The organism is Halioxenophilus sp. WMMB6, assembly GCF_033283405.1.
GTDB lineage: Bacteria > Pseudomonadota > Gammaproteobacteria > Pseudomonadales > Cellvibrionaceae > Halioxenophilus.
The window spans coordinates 110,560-128,940 of record NZ_JAWMQR010000010.1 but is presented as its reverse complement, the minus strand read 5'-3'; the positions used below and the strand labels follow the sequence as shown (position 1 = coordinate 128,940).

Sequence of the window (18,381 nt, the reverse complement as noted above, 5' to 3'; positions counted from 1 at the left end):
TTTATGGTTCAGCTGCGGTTCAGTGGGCTTTCTGGCGGTAGTAAGCAAACCGTTACTGGTCACCGCGCCGGTCGGCTCACAGCAAAAGCAATAAAAAAACCTGCACAGTGGTTGAGACTGTGCAGGTTTTATTAAAGGCTGGTTTTATAGGGGAAGGGCGGCAGGTTTTATTTCCCAGCCGGGCAGGCGAGCTTGGCAACCACCATTAATGAGACGCGCCGGGTTCCTCTTCCTCTTCGGCAATCTCCTCCAGCGCCAGGCTCATCTTCTGATCGCCGGCGGCGCCGGCACCACTGCCGGCATTGCCCGCCAGTTTAATGCGCAGGCGCAGGTTGTTGGGGGAGTCGGCATTGTGGATCGCCTCATCCAAGGTGATGCGGCCCTCGCGATAGAGATAAAAGAGCGCGGTATCGAAGGTTTGCATACCGAGGTTTTCCGACTTCTCCATAATCTCTTTGATATCTTCAAACTCGCCTTTGAGAATCTTCTCCTGAATAGTGGCCGTGCCAAGCAGCACCTCCACCGCCGCCGCCCGTTTGCCATCCACAGTGGGGATCAAACGCTGGGAAACAAACGCCTGAATATTGGAGGAGAGATCCATCAACAACTGCGCCCGGCGCTCTTCCGGGAAGAAGTTGATAATCCGGTCCAGCGCCTGGTTGGCGTTATTGGCGTGCAGGGTGGAGATGGCGAGGTGGCCGGTTTCGGCAAAGGCCAGGCAGTGCTCCATGGTCTCGCGGTCGCGAATCTCACCAATCAGGATCACATCCGGCGCCTGGCGCAGGGTGTTTTTCAAGGCGTTGTGGAAGCTGTGGGTATCAACCCCCACTTCGCGTTGATTGATCACCGATTTTTTGTGGCGGTGGACAAACTCCACCGGATCTTCCACGGTGATAATGTGGCCGGCGCTGGTGCTGTTGCGGTGGTCGATCAGCGCCGCCAGGGAGGTCGATTTACCGGAACCGGTGGCACCGACAAACAGCACCAGGCCCCGTTTCTTGTTGATCACCTCTTTCAGGATGGGTGGCAGGCGCAGATCGTCGAATTTGGGGATTTCAGTCTTGATGTTACGAGCAACAATCGAGATCTCGTTGCGCTGCTTGAAAATATTGATACGAAAACGGCCAATACCGGACATGGATATCGCCAGGTTCATCTCCAGCTCCTCGGCAAACTCCTTACGCTGCTTCTCATCCATCAACGATTGGGCAATTTCAGCGATCTCACCGGGCTGCAGCGGGTTCTTCTCCAGGGGCTTCAGTTGGCCCTGGAACTTGGCACAGGGGGGAGCCCCGGTACTGAGGTAGAGATCCGAACCATCTTTAAAGGCAAGTATCTTCAGATAATCTTCAAACTTCATCGATCATTCCCTGGGCAAATAAAATTAGTATAGACAGAAAACCGCAAAGCGAAGGCCGTAGGGGCAACCGGCGGCCGCCCATCTGCGGGTTAATGGATTACGGGTTAAACCCAGCCCTCTCGGGCGATCGCCGATCGCCCCTACAGGCAGACAGTTAACCTCCACCGCAAACCGAAACCCGTAGGGGCAACCGGCGGCCGCCCATCTGCGGGTTAATGGATTACGGGGTTAAATCCAACCCTCTCGGGCGATCGCCGATCGCCCCTACAGGCAGACAGTTAACCTCCACCGCAAACCGAAACCCGTAGGGGCGACCGGCGGTCGCCCACCTGCGGATTAAATGGATTGCGCGGTTAACCCCACCCTCTCGGGCGATCGCCGATCGCCCCTACAGGCAGACAGTTAACCTCCACCGCAAACCGAAACCCGTAGGGGCGACCGGCGGTCGCCCACCTGCGGATTAAATTGATTGCGGGGTTAAACCCAGCCCTCTCGGGCGATCGCCGATCGCCCCTACAGGCAGACAGTTAACCTCCACCGCAAACCGAAACCCGTAGGGGCGACCGGCGGTCGCCCAAGCGAAGGTTAAATCTACTGCAGGTTAATCCCACCCTCTTCACCAGTATCCGGCTCATCTCCACTCACCCATTTAGATATATTGTTATGTCATAACTACTATTGCTAGGGTAAGCTCCGGCTAACGCCGACCAAACACTGATCAGCAAAAAGAGGGAATTTATGACCACCGACCAAACATTAATCGCCAGGTCGCGGCAACTGGCGCCCGCCATCAAGGCCCGAGCCGCCGAGGCAGAGGCGCTGCGCCGGCCGCACGATGACTCCATCCAGGAGCTGATTGAGGCCGGCATTATGCAGATGCTGGTGCCCAAAGAGTGGGGCGGGGCGGAAGCGAGCCTGGCCACCATGCTGGAGGTGGTCGAGATTATCAGCAGTGCCTGTGTTTCGACCGGTTGGATTACCGCCTTTTACATCAACCACAATATGTACGTGGCGAAAATGGGCGAGCAGGCACAACAGGAGGTATTTGGCAGCCGTGGCTTTGCCCTTATGCCGGCGATCAATGCCATGGTGATGACGGCCGAGGCCACCGACGGCGGCTGGCTGGTGAGCGGCAAAGCGCCCTGGGGCAGTGGTATTATGCACGCCGATTGGGTGCTGGTGAGTGGTGTTGGCGAAGGCGCGGCCTGGATGTTCCTGCTGCCCGCCAGCGATGTGCAGGTAGAGGATGTCTGGCATTTTACCGGCATGGCAGCCACCGGCAGTAATGAGGTGGTGCTCGATAAGGTGTTCGTCCCCCACCATCGCACCACCAGCCAGGCGGAGTTTGCCGCCGGGCCGACGCCGGGCTCGCTGCGTTACGCCAACCCCATCTACTCCTTACCCGTGCTGCCCATCGCCTATAACACCATCGCCGGTGTCGTCACTGGCGGGTTGTTGGGCGCTTATGAGGAGTACGCGGCCAGTGTCGCCCAGCGGGTCAGAAATTTCAGTGGCGCAGTGGTGAAGGATCAACAGCACGCGCACATTAATTTGGGTGAAGCGAGAATCGCCAGCCAAACCACTCGGGACCTGGCCCGGTTCAATCTGCAGAAGCTGTTGACGCTTGCCAACAAACAGCCCTTTACCCTGGAGCAGCGGCTGGATTTCAAGGGGCGGGTGGCCTTTCTCTCCCGCCTTGCCCTCAACACCGTTAACACCATGATGACCAACTCCGGCGCCTCCAGCTTTCATCTCGACAAACCCATGCAGCGCTACTGGCGGGATCTCAATACCCTGTGCACTCATGCCTTCTGGGATTGGGATGCCAGCCGGGAGCTGGCCGGCCGCCATCAACTGGGGTTGGAGCCGAACCATCCGTTGGCGTAACTCCTGTTCAGGCCACCGGATGTTTTGACTACACCTTTGGCGAAGGCCTGTTGCACAGGCGTCATACAAAGGATTGTCGAGTGGCGGCCGGTTTGCTTAGTAACGCTATAGACTAAGGCTGAATTTAGAGGCTAAGGAATCTTGGCAGGCCCAAGCACAAAGCTACGCCGATTACTGGTCCAAAGCTTTCCCTGTTTGAGTGACATGGTTGCCACTTCGACCGTCGCCCTTTTCGGGTTGAGTGAGTTAAATGCCGCTGGTTGTTAGATAAATGCTACTGGCGGGTAGAACAATGGCTGTAAAAGGCTCGCCATTCTCCCGGTGAGGGGCAATTTGCTAGCGGCGACACTATTTTTGCCGGTTGCTGGTAGAAGATGGCCGGTGGCAGAACCATTTTTCTCACTTCGGGGGGCAAATTGCCTGCTGGGGAGGCATTTATGCTAGTGACCGGGGCAATTTTCCCTGTTGGTGGGGCATTTTTCTTACTTTATGAGGGATTTGTCTTACTTTGCGAGGCATTTTCCATCCCGGCGGCGGAGGGCTTTGGTTTTGTTTTGCTTGGTGGCTGAGACTTATCGTTCGAAAGCAAGTGGCGATGGTTTTTGAAGCAAATAGTTGCTTGAGCGGAAATTATATGGCGATAAAGAACTAGCCATAGCGATTACCCTAATTCTTGATATTTAATAACTCTTGAATCTGAGCAAGTTCGTGTAGGTAGGATTGCTGGGCACAGTTCAAATCGTCACCGAAGGTTTGTTTCAATACAGCTATTTTATGGTCTATTAACTCAGCAACCGTTATCGTCGAACCATCTATCGATAATTTTCTGCTCGGATCTGCTCCTCCGTTGAGTAGGGCTTCAACCACTGCGGGATAACGCTTGATAGCGGCTTTGGCCAGAGGGGTAAACCCCTCGCCATCGATTTCATCCACAATAGCACCTGCACTGATCAATAGTTCGGCCGCCTCACCGCTTACAACATTCGCCAGCGCCGTGGTTTGATCCAAAGTCCTACGCCCATCCACCCGAGATATTTTGCTGTACTTCTGATTAGGGTCTGCACCTAAGGCGAGCAATGCAACGATGGCATTTAACGAGTTTGCTTCACAGGCTAAATGTATTGGCGTATGGCCGGATTTTGGATGAAGAGCACCAGGATCCATACAACCCTCTAACACTAGTACCCTGATACTGTCAGCATCATCTTTAAAAGCTGTTTCGTATAGTGCAAATGGATCATCTATTTTCATTATATTTTTTAGTCAAAGTAACTGCCGGATAGAGATTTTGAGTGCCTGTCTCCTTGCTTTTATTCTATTTCCACTAACTTTTCGCTCATATTAAATTTTGGAGAATCGCTGAGTTTTTATAGTTCATCAATTTGCCCGACTGTTTGCTATTAACCCAACTGCGGCACAACAACCTCTTTAAACCACTGAATATTTTCTAAATAGCTGGCCCTACTTGGGTGGGGTAGATAGACAGTAGCGCAGGTGACACCCGCACTTTTCATTTCAATTAATTGCTCTATGTACCGCTCGGTTTCGGGTGACTCGATACTTTTTAGTCGCAGCGCGGGCGCAACGGTGATTTCGCACTCTGGGCTGTTGCCCACTTCACTTCGCATAGTGCGGAGTTGCTCGATTTTTTCCTGCAGATCTTTGGCGGTGTGAATGCCGGTATCCTGGTTCGATTGGGTTAACCGCGGCACAGAAAAAAACGGGCACCAGCCGTCAGCTTTAGCGGCCCGCTCCATGGCTTTGGCACTGCTGCCACCAATCCATATTTTGGGGGGCACTGCCGGTGTTGGCCGCGGCTCATTGCCGACCGCGTTAAAATTCAGCCCCTCGGCGACGATACTGCCACCCCGCCAAATTTGCGCCAGTGTTTGCAGGGCTTCATCGGTAAGCTTGCCGCGCTTGTGGAAATCAATCCCCAGTGCATCGAACTCCTCTTTTTGGTAGCCGGTGCCAACACCCATAATAAAGCGATTATCCGACAATACCTGCAAGGTGGTGGCTGCCTTGGCGGTGATAAATGGGTTGCGGTAGGGCAGTACCAGAATATTGGTTTGTAAGAGCAGTGATTCACTGTAAGCGGCGGCTACCGCCAGCGCTGTGAACGGATCCAATGCATCGTGGCCACTGGCATGGAGCCAAGCCGAAGAGGGGGCTGGGTGGTCGGTTACGCAGCAGATAGCAAACTTTGCCTTCTCCAGAGCAGTAACCATCTCTTTGATGGCCTGTTTGGATTGAAACTGGCCGGGTGTAACGTTGCCCACCGGTAAATAGGCGTTGAATTTCATTGAGCACCTCTTGTACGTTTTTCTTATCGTTACTTTTATTTAATTTATTGTTTTTTATTTGTGCTAATGAGTACTGCTAATTTTTTATTATTTTTTTAATGGATAATTTTATCGTTTGTGGCCCATCTATTTGCCGGTAGGCAAGGTTGGCAGGCAGTAAAATTTAGATTGTCGGTGGTGTTCTATGTGTGAAGCGAGGGCCGGTGTCTTGCTGGGGCCAATACAAGCATGGCGCCCCAAGCGCAGCCAAAGGCTGGCCAGAACCCAGCCAACCCTTGGCGGGGGAATTAAAAGTAACTGCAGCAGTAATCGGTTACCTGGCTTACTTTCAGTTGGAATTTGGCGTTGGCCGGCACTTCAAAGCTCTGGCCGCCACTGATTTTTTGCCAAGTGGCGCCTGGCAGTTGCACTTCCAGCTCGCCGGCGGTGATCTCCATCAGCTCTTTGCAGTCGGTACCAAACTCGTACTCGCCCGGCATCATGATGCCCAGGGTTTTCTTAGTGCCATCGGCAAACAGCACGATGCGGCTGGTCACCTTGCCATCGAAATAGATGTTGGCTGCTTTTACTACGGTTACATTGTTAAATTCAGTCATGGTTGCTCCTGGGGGGCTTAACCAGCCGAGTTTCGGCTGTGTGCGCTTAAAAAATCGGGAGCGAATCATACTCCGATTCAACGGCATATCACCAGCCTCACACTAGCCAAAGATAGATAGCCACAACCGCCAACAGTAGCAGTCCCAAGGCCACCTGCGCATAGCAGCGGATAAGGGCCAGGCAGGTTAGGCGCGGGTCGGCAATCGATAACCAGCCACTATTAAGCATAAATTCGCTGTAGGCATCCACGTCAGCACCATTAGTCGGTTTGCGCCACTGCAACCAACGTGAGATGGGGTATTGGGTAGAGAAAGCCGGCGTTCCCAACGCGTGATACAGATCACCGTGGTGGAGCTGCAGACGTCGGATAAACAGGTAGTGGCTGAGTAGCGCTGCCACAATCAAGCCCACTCCAATCAACCAAAGCATGCTGAACATTTACAACTCCTCTTAGGAAGTGCGCCAATAGCGTTTCGATGAGAATTAACTTCGTATTCCAACGCCAGCGCTAACACATTACGGTCGCCTCGAGCTAAGAAACTAACCGCTAATGGCCATTTTTCCTGAATATTGGGTTGGCGATAAACTCTTGGTAAGAGTCGAGTTTTGCAAGCGTTTATGCCTACCAACACCGGCTGCTTTTCCAGTGTAGCCTGCGATTACCATATCAATTTTTCTGGTTCAGAAAATGGTAAATATAGCCGCCAACGGCCTGTTATTTGCCACAGGTTTTATCAGCTTTTCTGTTTAAATTCAATCTATTCACTACTGCATAAATACTATCTTCACCTAGATTTTTGGGGGCCGCTAGCGGTTGGATTTTACTGAATTAACTTTCAATAAATTAGTGGTCAGCAAACACCGGCAACACTTTTAACGTGGCTTTACACCCTTATAAATCACATGAGAGATAGGCAATACAATGACAAGCAAACTATTAAAATCCCTATTAATTTTCGCCTGCCTGCCGCTCTTCGCGCCGCTGGCCAACGCCCAGATTGAAAAGGTTTTTTCAACCAATGCCACCGGCTTGCAGTTGGCGACCGACAGCACAGGTGATTTTGTATACGTACCCGACCAGCTCGGCAATCAGCTGTTAGTTATTAGTGCCAGATCACTGAGCCAACTGGCCGCGATCCCACTACCCGGCGCGCCCAATGATGTCGCCCTCGACGAGACCGATCAGTTGGCTTATGTCACCGTTAGCGGTTGGAACCAGATCTTTGTTATCGACCTGCTAACCAACCTATTTCTCGATCCCATCGCCATTCCCTACGAGGGCTATGAGATTGCCGTCGCCGGCAACCAAATTTTTGTCACCACCGCGACACAGAGCGGCGGCATCATGCGGGTGGACCGCACCACCGGCCAATACGTCAGCGCCTTTACCGGTGGCCTCTCCACCTACACGCGCGGCGCCATTGAGCTCACCCCCGACCGCAGCAAGCTTATTTTTGCCAACCGTGGCTTGAGCCCCGCCAGTACCGGCGTTTTTGAAGTCACGCCCAGCGAACCCCAGCTGCTGATTAAAAATGATTTCAATACCCTGGGCAGTAACGGCCAGGCGCTGGCGGTCGACCTGCTGGATGGCCAGTTTTTCAGTTATGCCACCGGCGCCTATCCCCGCGCCATCCACTACTCGATCGATGGCACCTCCGTCTACACCAACAACCAGGCCGACGAGGTTAAGGTGTGGGACAGTGTTACCACCTTGCAAACCGGTACCATTGCCGTACTGGGTAATACCAAAGATTTTATCGATTTGCTCGGGGGGAGTTTGATCGCCATGATCAGCGACCAGGAGTTCGCCATCTATCGGGTGCGGGCCGTTGAACTCGAACCGGTAGTATCCGTTTCCGTTCGTGGTGCCGGTGTCTATGACGCCCTCTGCGTCAATCAGACCACCCACCAACGCGTCTCGATTACGCTAACGGGCAACTATTTCGACTGTGTTGCTGCCGGGTTGACGGTAACCAGCGGCGACATCGTTCGCGTGCAGCTGCGCGCCACTGTGGATTAGTTGGCGGCGCATTATCTGCTGCAAAACATGGTCTTCACAGGCATAAAAAAACCCGGCCTCGGCCGGGTTTTTTCGCTTACGCCAGGGCTTTCTCAATGGCTTCGGCGAGGATGGGGTGATCGGGGGTCATATCCGGGGCAAAGTGGCCGATGACATCGCCGGTGGGGGAGACCAGAAACTTCTCGAAATTCCACATCACCGCGCCATCTTTAACCTCTTTGCCATAGGCGATCATCTTCTCTTCAAAGCCGCTGTCCGGCGCTTTGGTGCGGGCGGGAATGGCACCGAGCAGGGTTTGGTAGAGCGGGTGTTGGCCGTCACCATTGACCTCAATTTTTGAAAACATGGGGAATTTCACCCCGAATTTCATTGTACAGAACTCTTTGATTTCCGCTTCGGTGCCTGGCTCCTGGGCGCCAAATTGGTTGCACGGGAAGCCCAGCACCTCCAAGCCTTGATCTTTTTTCGCTTCGTAGAGCGCTTCCAGGGCTTCGTACTGTGGCGTCAGGCCACAGGCAGAGGCGACGTTGACAATCAACAGTGCTTTGCCGGCGTAGTCGCCCAGTTTGACGGGGCTGCCGTCGATGGTGGTGACCTCGATATCGTGAATGCTGCTCATAGTTATTCCCCTTGTTGCTGTTATTGGCGGTTAGGTAGCTGGGTTTTCACCCGGCTTTGCTTGTTTTTCTTGATCGGCATAATCGTTTTGCTTGGCTGAATTACCTGGCTCACTCAGCAGAGTAACCAGTTGTTTAATGTCCATGCGCAGGCCGGCCAGCCACTCCTGCTCGGCCGCCAGCCGGCAGGCCATGGCCTCGGGTATGGTGCGCGCCTGAGCTTTTAGGTCGGCCCCGGCACTGGTCAGTTCAATAATAAGACGGCGCTCATCACTGCTGGCCCGGCGGCGCTCCAGCAGCCCCGCTGCCTGCATGCGCTTGAGCAACGGGGTGAGGGTACCGGAGTCGAGCAACAGCCGGCGTGCTAGCTCGGCCATGGCAATTTGTGGTGTCTCCCAAAGCACCAGCATTACCAGGTATTGGGGGTAGGTGAGTCCCAGAGGTTCCAGCAGTGAGCGATAGGCGCGGGTAATCAAATTGTTGGCGGCGTAGATGGGAAAGCAGAGCTGGGCATCCAGCTTCAAGCGGTCGTAGCTGGGTTCCGGCGTCAAATCGGTTTTCGGTTCGCTGATAGCTGACATTTTGGCGTTGGGCTTAGGGCTATTCGGCATCGGTTTACCGGCTCTCGGGTGTATGTGCTAGGCCTTGGCCTGCCAGTTATCAGGCTTCTGATTACTGGCTGTCCGCTGTTCGGTTGTAGCTCAACCTCGAAAGGTCTTACCCTAATACACAATTAAATTGTGCACAATTTAATTTTTGACAGGCAGACCATCACACCCCGGCGCAGCTGCTAGGGGGTAGCAAACTTCTCCCGGGCGAGCAGGGCGGCGCCCTCCACCGGGCTCATGGCCGCCGCTGCCAGCTTGGCCTGCAGCTCCTCAGGCAGAAAGGCGGCCAACACCTCGGCCAGGCCACCCACCAGGGAGATGCGCGGCGCGCCGGCCTGCTGCAGATGGCTGATCATGCGCGTCATGTAGCTGATCGCCTTGGCGACTATCGCCTCGGCGTGGGGGTCGCCACTGCGGGCCAGCTCCACCACCACCGGCGCCAGGCGGGCGAAGTCGACCGGCTTGGCCTTGTGGAAGATCTCGGCCAGCTCGGTGGCGCTGGTCACCGCCACCTGCTGCAATACCCGCTGCACCAGTGACGTAGTGGGCAGCAGGCCATCGAGGCACTGCAACACCAGCTGCACTGCCGTTAACCCCATCTCCGCGCCGCTGGCCTGGTCACCCAGGGGCAGGCCGTAGCCACCCACCTCCTGCAGTTGCTCGCCCAAACAGAGAATCGCCGATGAGCCGGTACCGACGATCATAATCGCGCCATCCTGGCCGGCGTGGGCGCCGGCGCAGGCAATGTGCATATCGCTGGTGACAAAGGTGTTGGCGAAGGGGGAGCGCCACTCGGCCATGGCCACCCGGCCGGCGGCCAGGTTGTAGCCGGCCAGCCCCAGCACCGCATGGATGGGCAGGTGCTCGGCGGGGGTGATATTGGCACTGGCCACCGCATCGGCGGTGGCCGCCAGGATATTGGCCTTGGCCACCTCGGGGTTGCTGGCGACATTGGCCGGCCCCGCCTGACCAAAACCCAGCAACTCGCCGGTGGCGGATTCCAATCGTGCCCGGCAGTTACTGCCGCCGCCATCAATGCCTAAAAAATACATGTCTCTGTTCGCTTTTGGTCGATGTGTTTATGCGTTGCTGTTGCTCTGTGGCAGGTGGCTCAGACACTGGCAACCCGTGACGTTTAGCGTTTCGATTGGGCGCCGTGCGCCAATAGATAGTCCAGTTGGCGGCTAATTAAACCACTGCACTGGGCATCCTGAAAGTGCATACCCGCCACCAGGGCCGCTGGCAGGCCTTCGCGGATAAACTCGGTGGCATTGAGAAACGTGCCATCGAAATTGGCATTGATCAAGGTCGCGCCCATGAACAGCACGCCGTCGAGGTCGGCGCCGGCCAGGTTGGCGGCGGTTAAATCGGCGCCCATCAACGATGAGTTGGAGAGGTTGGCGCCGCTTAAGTTGGCGCCGGCCAGTTTACAGCCATCGAGATTACAGTTTTTAAGCTGCACCCCCTGTAAATTCATACCGGTCAGATCCAGATTCGACAGGTCGAGTGAGATTAACACCTGGCCCTGGTATTTCTTGAAATTTTTAGCTTGGCGCAGTTTCTCCAGTTCGCGACCGGTCAGGTTGCCGGTGACGTAGCGCTGCTCGCTGCGGTAGTCGGCGTTGTTGTGGTAGCCACCGCGCTCCCAGAAGCCGAGCTGGTCCTGTTCGATAAACTCAATCGCCTGCAACCACTTCAAACTCTTGTAGAAATAACGCGTGGGGGCAAAGGTGCGCACCGGAAAGCCGTGTTCTGGCGCCAGCGGCTGGCCATTGATGGCGTGCACCAACATCACCGCCTCCTGCAGGCAGACGGCAGTGGGCAGGGAGGTGTCGTGGTTGCGCGCCGAGTAGGCGACGAAGCGCACAAAGAGGGCACCGGTGTCCAGCCCCAGTTCGGCCACCAAATCAGCCAGCAGCACACCGGTGAAGCGGTCGCCCAGGCGGCTCCAGCGGGTAACGCAGTGAATCGGCCGCTCATAGTCGGTTTGCGGCAGGGCCAACAGCTCGGCAAAGGTAAGCTGTTGCACCCGGCCAAGGGCATCGGTAATGGTTAACCGCCAGTTGTCGGTGGTCAGCTCGGTGCTGGCTCTCTGTTCGCCTACCAGGGGAAATTTGTCGGTCAGCTGCTGGCGGGGTGGTAATTGCGGTTCTCGGCTCATGTCTCTCCTGCGGATTCACTGGCAACCTGGCACTCGCCTTTGCCTGGCTGGTCGATTCTGCACCGCCAACCGCCGTTTTTATTTCGCTGATGGCTGTTTTTAGGCGCCAACTGCGGTTTTTATAACGATTGTGACAATATCAGCTCGGTTTTTGATCCGAAACTGGTTGTCGCTGTGGGCTTTTGTTACACTGCGCCGCTCATGATTTAGCCAATGGCGAACCAATGACGCGTCGACTTAGCCGTAAATTCAGCCACTGCCTCTGCCTGCTGCTGCTTCTGTCGCTGGCGACGCGCGCTATGGCCGGCGGTGGTTGTCAGCACGAGGCCACACCAATCCAAGACGAGCAGGCGGCCGCGAGCCACCAGCAGAGCGCCCAGGACCACTGCCACCATCAGGCTGAAGACGCCGCCCAACCCCAGCCGGCCAAGGTTGCCGGTAGCTGTTGCCACGGCAGCTGTGCCAGCGGCCACTGTCTGGGTATTTTCGCCCTGCCGCCGGCGGAACCGACAGCCATTGAGCCACTCCTCTTTCAATTCGAGAGCACCACAGCGGTTGCCCTGGTGAGCTCCCCCCAAAGCGGTTTATATCACCCTCCCATCCTCCTCTGATACAGGCTTAATCCGCCCGCAATTTGGGCCACACCACCGTATCTTTAGGAGTTTTTAGCGTGCATTTAAAATCCCGAGCCTGGCCGATGCTGGCCCTGGGCCTTGCCCTGGGCGCTCTGCCGACCCTCTATTTTGCCCTGCAACCGGCACCGACCGAGCAGCCCGCCGAGCGCCAGCCACTCTATTGGGTGGCGCCCATGGACCCCAACTACCGCCGCGATGCCCCCGGCAAGTCGCCCATGGGCATGGACCTGGTGCCGGTTTATAAAGAGGCCCCGAGTAGTACCGACAACCCTGGCGCCGTCCGCATAACGCCCACGGTGATCAATAACCTGGGCGTGCGCACGGCCACAGCCGATGAGCGAGTACTTACTCCGAATATCGAAACCGTCGGCTTTGTACAGTACGACGAGAACCAGCTGGAACATATCCACCCGCGCGTTAACGGCTGGATAGAACAGCTGTTTGTCAGCTCCACCGGTGACCCGGTCAGCCGCGGCCAAAAGCTCTACAGCCTCTATTCGCCGGAGCTGGTCAACGCCCAGGAGGAGCTGCTGCTGGCACTCAATCAGAACAATAGCCGCCTGGTGGCCGCCACCGAGGAGCGCATGCGCGCTCTGCAAATTCCCGAAACCTTTATTCAGAGCCTGAAAAAGAGCCGTCAGGTGAGCCAGAGTATTATCTTTTACGCCCCCAAAAACGGTGTGCTGGATAACCTCAATGTGCGCGCCGGCTTTTACGTGGAGCCGGGGGTGCAGCTGATGTCGATTGCCGCGCTCGACTCCGTCTGGGTGGAGGCCGAGGTTTTTGCCCGCCAGGCCAACCGCATTGCCGTGGGTCTGCCGGTGACCATGAACCTCGAGTTTCTACCCGGCCGGGAGTGGCTGGGCCAAGTCGACTACATCTACCCGAGCCTCAACGAGATGAGTCGCACTCTGCGCCTACGGCTGCGGTTTGCCAATTCGGATCACCAGCTAAAGCCGGGTATGTACACCCAGGTGCGCATTGAACAAACCCTGCCCGCTGCCCTTACCGTGCCGCGCGAGGCGGTGATTCGCACCGGCAACCAGGACCGGGTGGTGGTGCAGCTTGCTGCCGGCGAGTACAAATCGGTGGCGGTCACCCTCGGCCAGAGCGACCGCAACCTAGTGCAGATTCTAACCGGCCTTATGCCCGGCGACCGGGTGGTGACCTCAGCCCAGTTCCTGATCGACTCCGAATCGAGCAAGCGCTCAGACTTTTTGCGCATGCAGGCGCCACCGGCGAGCATGGCCAAAACCGCCACCGTCGCCGGTGTCATCAATGCCATCAATGCCGACCAACGCACCCTCAACATCAGCCGCGAGGCGATTGCCAAGTGGCATCGACCGGCCGCCACCCTCGATTTCAGCGTGGCTCCGGAGATCAACCTGACCCGGCTGGCGGAGGGTGAACGGGTGCACTTTGAGTTTGCCGTGGAGGCCGGGCAGTTTTTGATTACCGCCATTCACGCGCTGCCCGAGGCGGCGGAGGTGGGCAATGATTGAGGCCATAATCCGCTGGTCGGTTAACAATCGTCTGTTGGTGCTGTTGGCGACCTTCATCCTGGTCGGCCTCGGCCTCTACTCCGTCCGGCAGACGCCGGTGGATGCCATTCCCGACCTCTCCGATGTGCAGGTGATCATCAAAACCAGCTACCCGGGCCAGGCGCCTCAGGTAGTGGAGGACCAGGTCACCTACCCGCTGACCACCGCCATGCTGTCGGTGCCCGGCGCGGTCACGGTGCGCGGCTTCTCCTTCTTTGGCGACAGCTATGTCTACATCATCTTCAACGAGCAGACCGACCTCTACTGGGCCCGCTCACGGGTACTCGAGTACCTGAGCCAGGTGGCCCCCAATCTGCCGGAGACCGCCACCCCCCAGCTGGGGCCAGATGCCACCGGGGTGGGCTGGGTCTATCTCTACGCCCTGGTCGACCGCACCGGCCGGCACGACCTGAGCCAGCTGCGCAGCCTGCAGGATTGGTTTTTAAAGTTTGAGCTGCAGACGGTGCCCGGCGTCTCCGAGGTGGCCACCGTCGGCGGTATGGTCAAGCAGTACCAGGTGCTGGTCGACCCCAACAAGCTGCGCGCCTTCAACATCCCCCTGGCCATGATCGCCACTGCCATCCAACAGGCCAACCGCGAGGTGGGCGCCTCGGTGGTGGAGATGGCCGAGGCCGAGTATATGGTGCGCGCCACCGGCTACATCAAAAGCCGGGCAGACCTGGAACAGGTGCCGTTGGGTGTTAACCAGCAGGGCACGCCGGTGCTGCTGGGCGATGTGGCCGATATTCAACTGGGGCCACAGATGCGCCGCGGGATTGCCGAGCTTAACGGCGAGGGTGAAAGCGTGGGCGGCGTGGTGGTGATGCGCTTTGGTGAAAACGCCGAACATGTGATACGGGGCGTGAAAGCCAAACTGGAGCAGCTCAAGGCGGGCCTGCCGGAAGGGGTGGAGCTGGTCACCGTCTACGACCGCACCGGCCTGATCGACCGGGCGGTGCACAACCTCTGGCAGAAACTGCTGGAGGAGTTTCTTATGGTGGCGCTGGTGTGCGCGCTCTTTCTTTGGCACCTACGCTCGTCACTGGTGGCGATCATCAGCCTGCCGGTGGGTATTCTCACCGCGTTTATCGTTATGCACTGGCAGGGCATCAACGCCAACATCATGTCCCTCGGCGGTATCGCCATCGCCATTGGCGCCATGATCGACGGCGCCATCGTTATGATCGAAAACCTGCACAAACACCTGGAGCAGACGCCGCCAAACGGCAACAACCGCTGGCAGCTGGTGGCGCAGTCGGCCAGTGAGGTGGGGCCGGCGCTCTTTTTCAGCCTGCTGATTATCACCGTCAGTTTTATACCGGTGTTTACCCTGGAGGCCCAGGAGGGGCGCATGTTCTCGCCACTGGCCTTCACCAAAACCTACGCCATGGCCTCGGCGGCGGCGCTGGCCATTACCCTGGTGCCGGTGTTGATGGGTTATTTTGTGCGCGGGCGCATTCTACCAGAGGCGAAAAACCCGTTGAACGCCGCCTTGCTGGCGCTCTACCGGCCGCTGCTGCGCGCCTGTCTGCGCTTTCCAAAACTGGTGCTGGCGCTGGCATTGCTGCTGTTGCTGAGTGCCGTCTGGCCGCTTAAGCATATCGGCAGCGAGTTTATTCCCGACCTGGACGAAGGCGACCTGATGTACATGCCCACCACCTACGCCGGGGTCTCCATCGGCAAGGCGCGCCAGCTGTTACAACAGACCGACAAGCTGATCCGCACCCTGCCCGAGGTGCAGAATGTGTTCGGCAAGGTGGGCCGGGCCGAGACCGCCACCGACCCGGCGCCGCTGACCATGATCGAAACCTTTGTGCAGCTGAAGCCCAAAACCGAGTGGCGGCCGGGGCTGACCACCGCCGACTTAAAAGCCGAACTCAACCAGCTGGTGCAGTTTCCCGGCCTCACCAACGCCTGGGTGATGCCCATCAAAACCCGCATCGATATGCTCGCCACCGGCATTAAAACGCCAGTGGGCATTAAGGTGGCCGGACCCAGCCTGGCGGAGATTCAGGCCATCGGCCTGCAACTGGAGAAGATCCTGGCGGCCCAGCCAGGCACCGCCTCGGTCTACTCCGAGCGGGTGGCGGGCGGACGCTACATCAAGGTCGATATCGATCGCCCCCAAGCGGCCCGCTACGGCCTCAATATCGCCGAAATCCAGAACCTGGTGGCCACCGCCATTGGCGGCGTCAGCGTTACCACCACAGTCGAGGGGCTGGAGCGCTACCCGGTCAACCTGCGCTACCCGGAGGCCTATCGCGACTCCCCCGAGCAGCTGCGCCTGCTGCCCATCGTCACCCCCGACGGCGCGCAGATCACCCTGGCCGATGTCGCCCACGTCTATATCGAAAATGGCCCGCCGGTGATCAAAAGCGAAAACGCCCGCCTCAATGGCTGGACGCTGGTGGATATCGCCGGTGTCGATGTGGGTACCTACGTGGAGCAGGCACGCCGGGCGGTGGCCAAGCAATTGGTGCTGCCGGCCGGCTACTCGGTAACCTGGTCGGGCCAGTATGAGTACATGGCCCGGGCCAAGGCCAAGCTCACCTACATAGTGCCACTCACCCTGGCCATTATTGTGGTGCTGCTCTACCTCAACTTCCGCCGCTTTGGTGAGGTGACCATTCTGATCGGCACCTTTCCCCTGGCACTGGTGGGCAGCCTCTGGTTTATGTATTGGCTCGGCTACAACTTCTCCATTGCCGTTGGTGTCGGCATGATCGCCCTGGCCGGGGTGGCGATCGAGACCGGGGTGATTATGCTGGTCTACCTTAACGGCCAGCTGCAGGAGCTGGGCAATGACTACCACCCGCGCCAGCTGCAAACCGCCGTGGCCGAGGCTGCCTGCCGCCGGCTGCGACCGGTGCTGATGACCGCCACCGCCACCATCGTTGGCCTGGTGCCTATTTTGTGGGGGCAGGGCACCGGCTCCGAGGTGATGAGCCGCTTGGCAGCGCCGATGGTCGGCGGCATGATTACCACCCTGTTGTTGACGCTGCTGCTGCTGCCGGTGATCTACCTGCTATGGCACCAATACCAACCGGCCAGCCGCACCGAATCTGTACCCGAAGGAGCCCAATCATGAAAGCCATCGCCTACCACCAACCCAGCCCAACCCTGCAGCCCGACTCCCTGGTCGATATCGACCTGCCGGCACCCACCCCCGGCGCCCGGGATCTGCTGGTAGCGGTGGCGGCGGTGTCGGTCAACCCGGTCGACACCAAAATCCGGCGCACGGCCACACCCGCTCCCGGTGAGGTGAAGGTGCTTGGCTACGACGCCGTGGGCGAGGTACAGGCGGTGGGCAGCGAGGTGACCCTGTTCCAGCCCGGCGACTGGGTCTTCTACGCCGGTGTTATCAACCGTCCAGGCAGCAACGCCGAGTTGCAGTGTGTGGATGAGCGCATCGTTGGCCGGGCGCCGGCCAGTCTGAGTGCGGCCGAGGCGGCGGCCATTCCCCTTACCGCGCTCACCGCCTGGGAGCTGCTCTTCGACCGCCTGGCCATTGCCCGCCAGCCAAGTGGCCGCCCGCAGAGCCTGCTGGTGGTGGGTGGCGCCGGCGGTGTCGGCTCCATGCTGATTCAGCTGGCGCGGGCGTTAACCGATGTCACGGTGATTGCCACCGCCTCCCGCCCCGAGACTCAGGCCTGGGTAAAGGAGCTGGGTGCCCACCAGGTGATCAACCACCAGCAGTCACTTAGCCAGCAGTTGGCCGAGCTCGGTATTGGTTCGGTCGACATGGTCGCCGGGCTCACCCACAGCGCCCAGCACCTGCCGGAGATAGTCGCCTGCCTCAAGCCCCAGGGCCGGTTCGGTATGATCGACGACCCCAGCGGGCTCGACCTGGGGTTGCTCAAACCCAAGAGCCTGTCGCTGCACTGGGAGTACATGTTCACCCGGGCACTGTTCAACACCGACGATATGATCGCCCAGCACCAGGCCCTGAGCGAGATCTCGCAACTGGTGGATGCCGGCCGCCTGCGCACCACCCTCAGCGCCAACTTCGGCACCATCAACGCCGCCAATCTGCTCAAGGCCCACGCCGCGGTGGAGTCGGAAACCACCAAAGGCAAAATCGTGTTGGCCGGCTTTTAACGGCCCACTGCAGCGTGGCAGCATCCAGCCATTACTAGCCCGGCATTGGCGCCGCTAGTGCCCCCGCTTGGGGGCACTTTCTATATTTGCCGCCGGCCGCCTTACTAAGGTGGCCCACACCAGCGCCACCGGCGCCATTTGCCAGCAGAGAACAAACCGTTGCGGCAGCAGAGCCCTGACTTAAACGGTGGTTTAACGGCCAAGGTTGCCGCAGCTCGCCCCGTCGATAACGCCAATCACTCATCCGTTACAGGCGAGGCCGAAGCAAAATTTTTGCAGCGCATTAAAATGAGATAGTTGATGAGTACCCCGTCGAGGCACTGCCCCCAAATATCCTTTTCAAGACGTTATCCACCCACTTAACCTCTGCTGTTTTTAGGTCTACTTCATAATTGCCCAGCCGTCGGCTTATTTTGAACACCATCGTAGAGAATGTTGACGGCTTGACCGCTTGGTATGTTAGATTTGACGTCGCCTTTTAGCCATTGGAAACTTGCCAAAAGCTAGGCTAAAACAGGTTTAACGACAGCAGATTCATACTCGCTAGGGAT

The 18,381-nt window shown here is 57.7% G+C and carries 15 protein-coding genes; 6 read left to right on the top strand and 9 right to left on the bottom strand.

Annotated features, from left to right (window positions below; translation table 11 throughout):
* Window positions 1-205 precede the first annotated feature (205 nt).
* Window positions 206-1,360: a PilT/PilU family type 4a pilus ATPase gene (locus SBL51_RS19905; RefSeq protein ID WP_317932896.1), complete on the bottom strand. Its 1,155-nt coding sequence runs from the start codon at window positions 1,358-1,360 to the stop codon at window positions 206-208.
* Window positions 1,361-2,098: 738 nt separating this feature from the next.
* Here SBL51_RS19905 and SBL51_RS19900 point away from each other — a divergent pair.
* Window positions 2,099-3,247 (top strand): acyl-CoA dehydrogenase family protein, encoded by a 1,149-nt coding sequence (locus tag SBL51_RS19900; RefSeq protein ID WP_317932895.1) that lies wholly within the window; start codon window positions 2,099-2,101, stop codon window positions 3,245-3,247.
* Window positions 3,248-3,913: 666 nt separating this feature from the next.
* On the opposite strand, the gene SBL51_RS19895 is transcribed toward SBL51_RS19900, so the two are convergent.
* The 4 genes from SBL51_RS19895 to SBL51_RS19880 all read right to left on the bottom strand — a co-directional run bounded on the left by SBL51_RS19895 (window position 3,914) and on the right by SBL51_RS19880 (window position 6,588).
* Window positions 3,914-4,498 (bottom strand): ankyrin repeat domain-containing protein, encoded by a 585-nt coding sequence (locus SBL51_RS19895; protein ID WP_317932894.1) that lies wholly within the window; start codon window positions 4,496-4,498, stop codon window positions 3,914-3,916.
* Between the two features lie 149 nt (window positions 4,499-4,647).
* Window positions 4,648-5,553: a TIGR03619 family F420-dependent LLM class oxidoreductase gene (locus tag SBL51_RS19890; protein ID WP_317932893.1), complete on the bottom strand. Its 906-nt coding sequence runs from the start codon at window positions 5,551-5,553 to the stop codon at window positions 4,648-4,650.
* 287 nt (window positions 5,554-5,840) lie between these two features.
* Window positions 5,841-6,149: a pyrimidine/purine nucleoside phosphorylase gene (locus tag SBL51_RS19885; protein WP_317932891.1), complete on the bottom strand. Its 309-nt coding sequence runs from the start codon at window positions 6,147-6,149 to the stop codon at window positions 5,841-5,843.
* 97 nt (window positions 6,150-6,246) lie between these two features.
* Window positions 6,247-6,588 carry a hypothetical protein gene (locus SBL51_RS19880; RefSeq protein WP_317932890.1) on the bottom strand — a complete coding sequence of 114 codons (342 nt, stop codon included), beginning with the start codon at window positions 6,586-6,588 and terminating at the stop codon, window positions 6,247-6,249.
* A 484-nt stretch (window positions 6,589-7,072) separates the two neighbouring features.
* On the opposite strand from SBL51_RS19880, the gene SBL51_RS19875 reads away from it, so the two are divergent.
* Window positions 7,073-8,170 (top strand): hypothetical protein, encoded by a 1,098-nt coding sequence (locus tag SBL51_RS19875; protein ID WP_317932889.1) that lies wholly within the window; start codon window positions 7,073-7,075, stop codon window positions 8,168-8,170.
* 76 nt (window positions 8,171-8,246) lie between these two features.
* On the opposite strand, the gene SBL51_RS19870 is transcribed toward SBL51_RS19875, so the two are convergent.
* The 4 genes from SBL51_RS19870 to SBL51_RS19855 form a co-directional block, all read right to left on the bottom strand.
* Window positions 8,247-8,789, bottom strand: a complete 543-nt coding sequence (locus SBL51_RS19870) for a glutathione peroxidase (RefSeq protein WP_317932888.1) — start codon at window positions 8,787-8,789, stop codon at window positions 8,247-8,249.
* 30 nt (window positions 8,790-8,819) lie between these two features.
* Entirely contained in the window at window positions 8,820-9,398 is a 579-nt protein-coding gene (locus SBL51_RS19865) for a MarR family transcriptional regulator (RefSeq protein WP_317932887.1), read from the bottom strand.
* A 179-nt stretch (window positions 9,399-9,577) separates the two neighbouring features.
* Complete coding sequence (locus tag SBL51_RS19860) at window positions 9,578-10,447, bottom strand: BadF/BadG/BcrA/BcrD ATPase family protein (protein ID WP_317932886.1); 870 nt, start codon at window positions 10,445-10,447, stop codon at window positions 9,578-9,580.
* Between the two features lie 83 nt (window positions 10,448-10,530).
* Window positions 10,531-11,556, bottom strand: a complete 1,026-nt coding sequence (locus tag SBL51_RS19855) for a molybdopterin-dependent oxidoreductase (RefSeq protein WP_317932885.1) — start codon at window positions 11,554-11,556, stop codon at window positions 10,531-10,533.
* A 224-nt stretch (window positions 11,557-11,780) separates the two neighbouring features.
* On the opposite strand from SBL51_RS19855, the gene SBL51_RS19850 reads away from it, so the two are divergent.
* The 4 genes from SBL51_RS19850 to SBL51_RS19835 are packed head-to-tail and all read left to right on the top strand — an operon-like array spanning window position 11,781 to window position 17,830.
* Window positions 11,781-12,167, top strand: coding sequence for a hypothetical protein (locus SBL51_RS19850; protein WP_317932884.1), 387 nt, complete (start codon window positions 11,781-11,783; stop codon window positions 12,165-12,167).
* 59 nt (window positions 12,168-12,226) lie between these two features.
* Window positions 12,227-13,693 carry an efflux RND transporter periplasmic adaptor subunit gene (locus SBL51_RS19845; protein ID WP_317932883.1) on the top strand — a complete coding sequence of 489 codons (1,467 nt, stop codon included), beginning with the start codon at window positions 12,227-12,229 and terminating at the stop codon, window positions 13,691-13,693.
* Window positions 13,686-16,820 (top strand): CusA/CzcA family heavy metal efflux RND transporter, encoded by a 3,135-nt coding sequence (locus tag SBL51_RS19840; RefSeq protein ID WP_317932882.1) that lies wholly within the window; start codon window positions 13,686-13,688, stop codon window positions 16,818-16,820. Before SBL51_RS19845 ends, SBL51_RS19840 begins: the two co-directional genes overlap by 8 nt.
* Entirely contained in the window at window positions 16,817-17,830 is a 1,014-nt protein-coding gene (locus SBL51_RS19835) for a zinc-binding alcohol dehydrogenase family protein (protein ID WP_317932881.1), read from the top strand. Before SBL51_RS19840 ends, SBL51_RS19835 begins: the two co-directional genes overlap by 4 nt.
* The last annotated feature ends 551 nt before the right edge of the window (window positions 17,831-18,381 follow it).

What these genes read in the sequence shown, in the direction of transcription:
- SBL51_RS19880 (WP_317932890.1), bottom strand. Translation starts at nt 6,588, where the DNA reads ATGTTCAGCATGCTTTGGTTGATTGGAGTGGGCTTGATTGTGGCAGCG.
- SBL51_RS19870 (WP_317932888.1), bottom strand. Translation starts at nt 8,789, where the DNA reads ATGAGCAGCATTCACGATATCGAGGTCACCACCATCGACGGCAGCCCC.
- SBL51_RS19865 (WP_317932887.1), bottom strand. Translation starts at nt 9,398, where the DNA reads ATGCCGAATAGCCCTAAGCCCAACGCCAAAATGTCAGCTATCAGCGAA.
- SBL51_RS19905 (WP_317932896.1), bottom strand. Translation starts at nt 1,360, where the DNA reads ATGAAGTTTGAAGATTATCTGAAGATACTTGCCTTTAAAGATGGTTCG.
- SBL51_RS19840 (WP_317932882.1), top strand. Translation starts at nt 13,686, where the DNA reads ATGATTGAGGCCATAATCCGCTGGTCGGTTAACAATCGTCTGTTGGTG.
- SBL51_RS19895 (WP_317932894.1), bottom strand. Translation starts at nt 4,498, where the DNA reads ATGAAAATAGATGATCCATTTGCACTATACGAAACAGCTTTTAAAGAT.
- SBL51_RS19885 (WP_317932891.1), bottom strand. Translation starts at nt 6,149, where the DNA reads ATGACTGAATTTAACAATGTAACCGTAGTAAAAGCAGCCAACATCTAT.
- SBL51_RS19855 (WP_317932885.1), bottom strand. Translation starts at nt 11,556, where the DNA reads ATGAGCCGAGAACCGCAATTACCACCCCGCCAGCAGCTGACCGACAAA.
- SBL51_RS19860 (WP_317932886.1), bottom strand. Translation starts at nt 10,447, where the DNA reads ATGTATTTTTTAGGCATTGATGGCGGCGGCAGTAACTGCCGGGCACGA.
- SBL51_RS19850 (WP_317932884.1), top strand. Translation starts at nt 11,781, where the DNA reads ATGACGCGTCGACTTAGCCGTAAATTCAGCCACTGCCTCTGCCTGCTG.
- SBL51_RS19900 (WP_317932895.1), top strand. Translation starts at nt 2,099, where the DNA reads ATGACCACCGACCAAACATTAATCGCCAGGTCGCGGCAACTGGCGCCC.
- SBL51_RS19890 (WP_317932893.1), bottom strand. Translation starts at nt 5,553, where the DNA reads ATGAAATTCAACGCCTATTTACCGGTGGGCAACGTTACACCCGGCCAG.
- SBL51_RS19835 (WP_317932881.1), top strand. Translation starts at nt 16,817, where the DNA reads ATGAAAGCCATCGCCTACCACCAACCCAGCCCAACCCTGCAGCCCGAC.
- SBL51_RS19875 (WP_317932889.1), top strand. Translation starts at nt 7,073, where the DNA reads ATGACAAGCAAACTATTAAAATCCCTATTAATTTTCGCCTGCCTGCCG.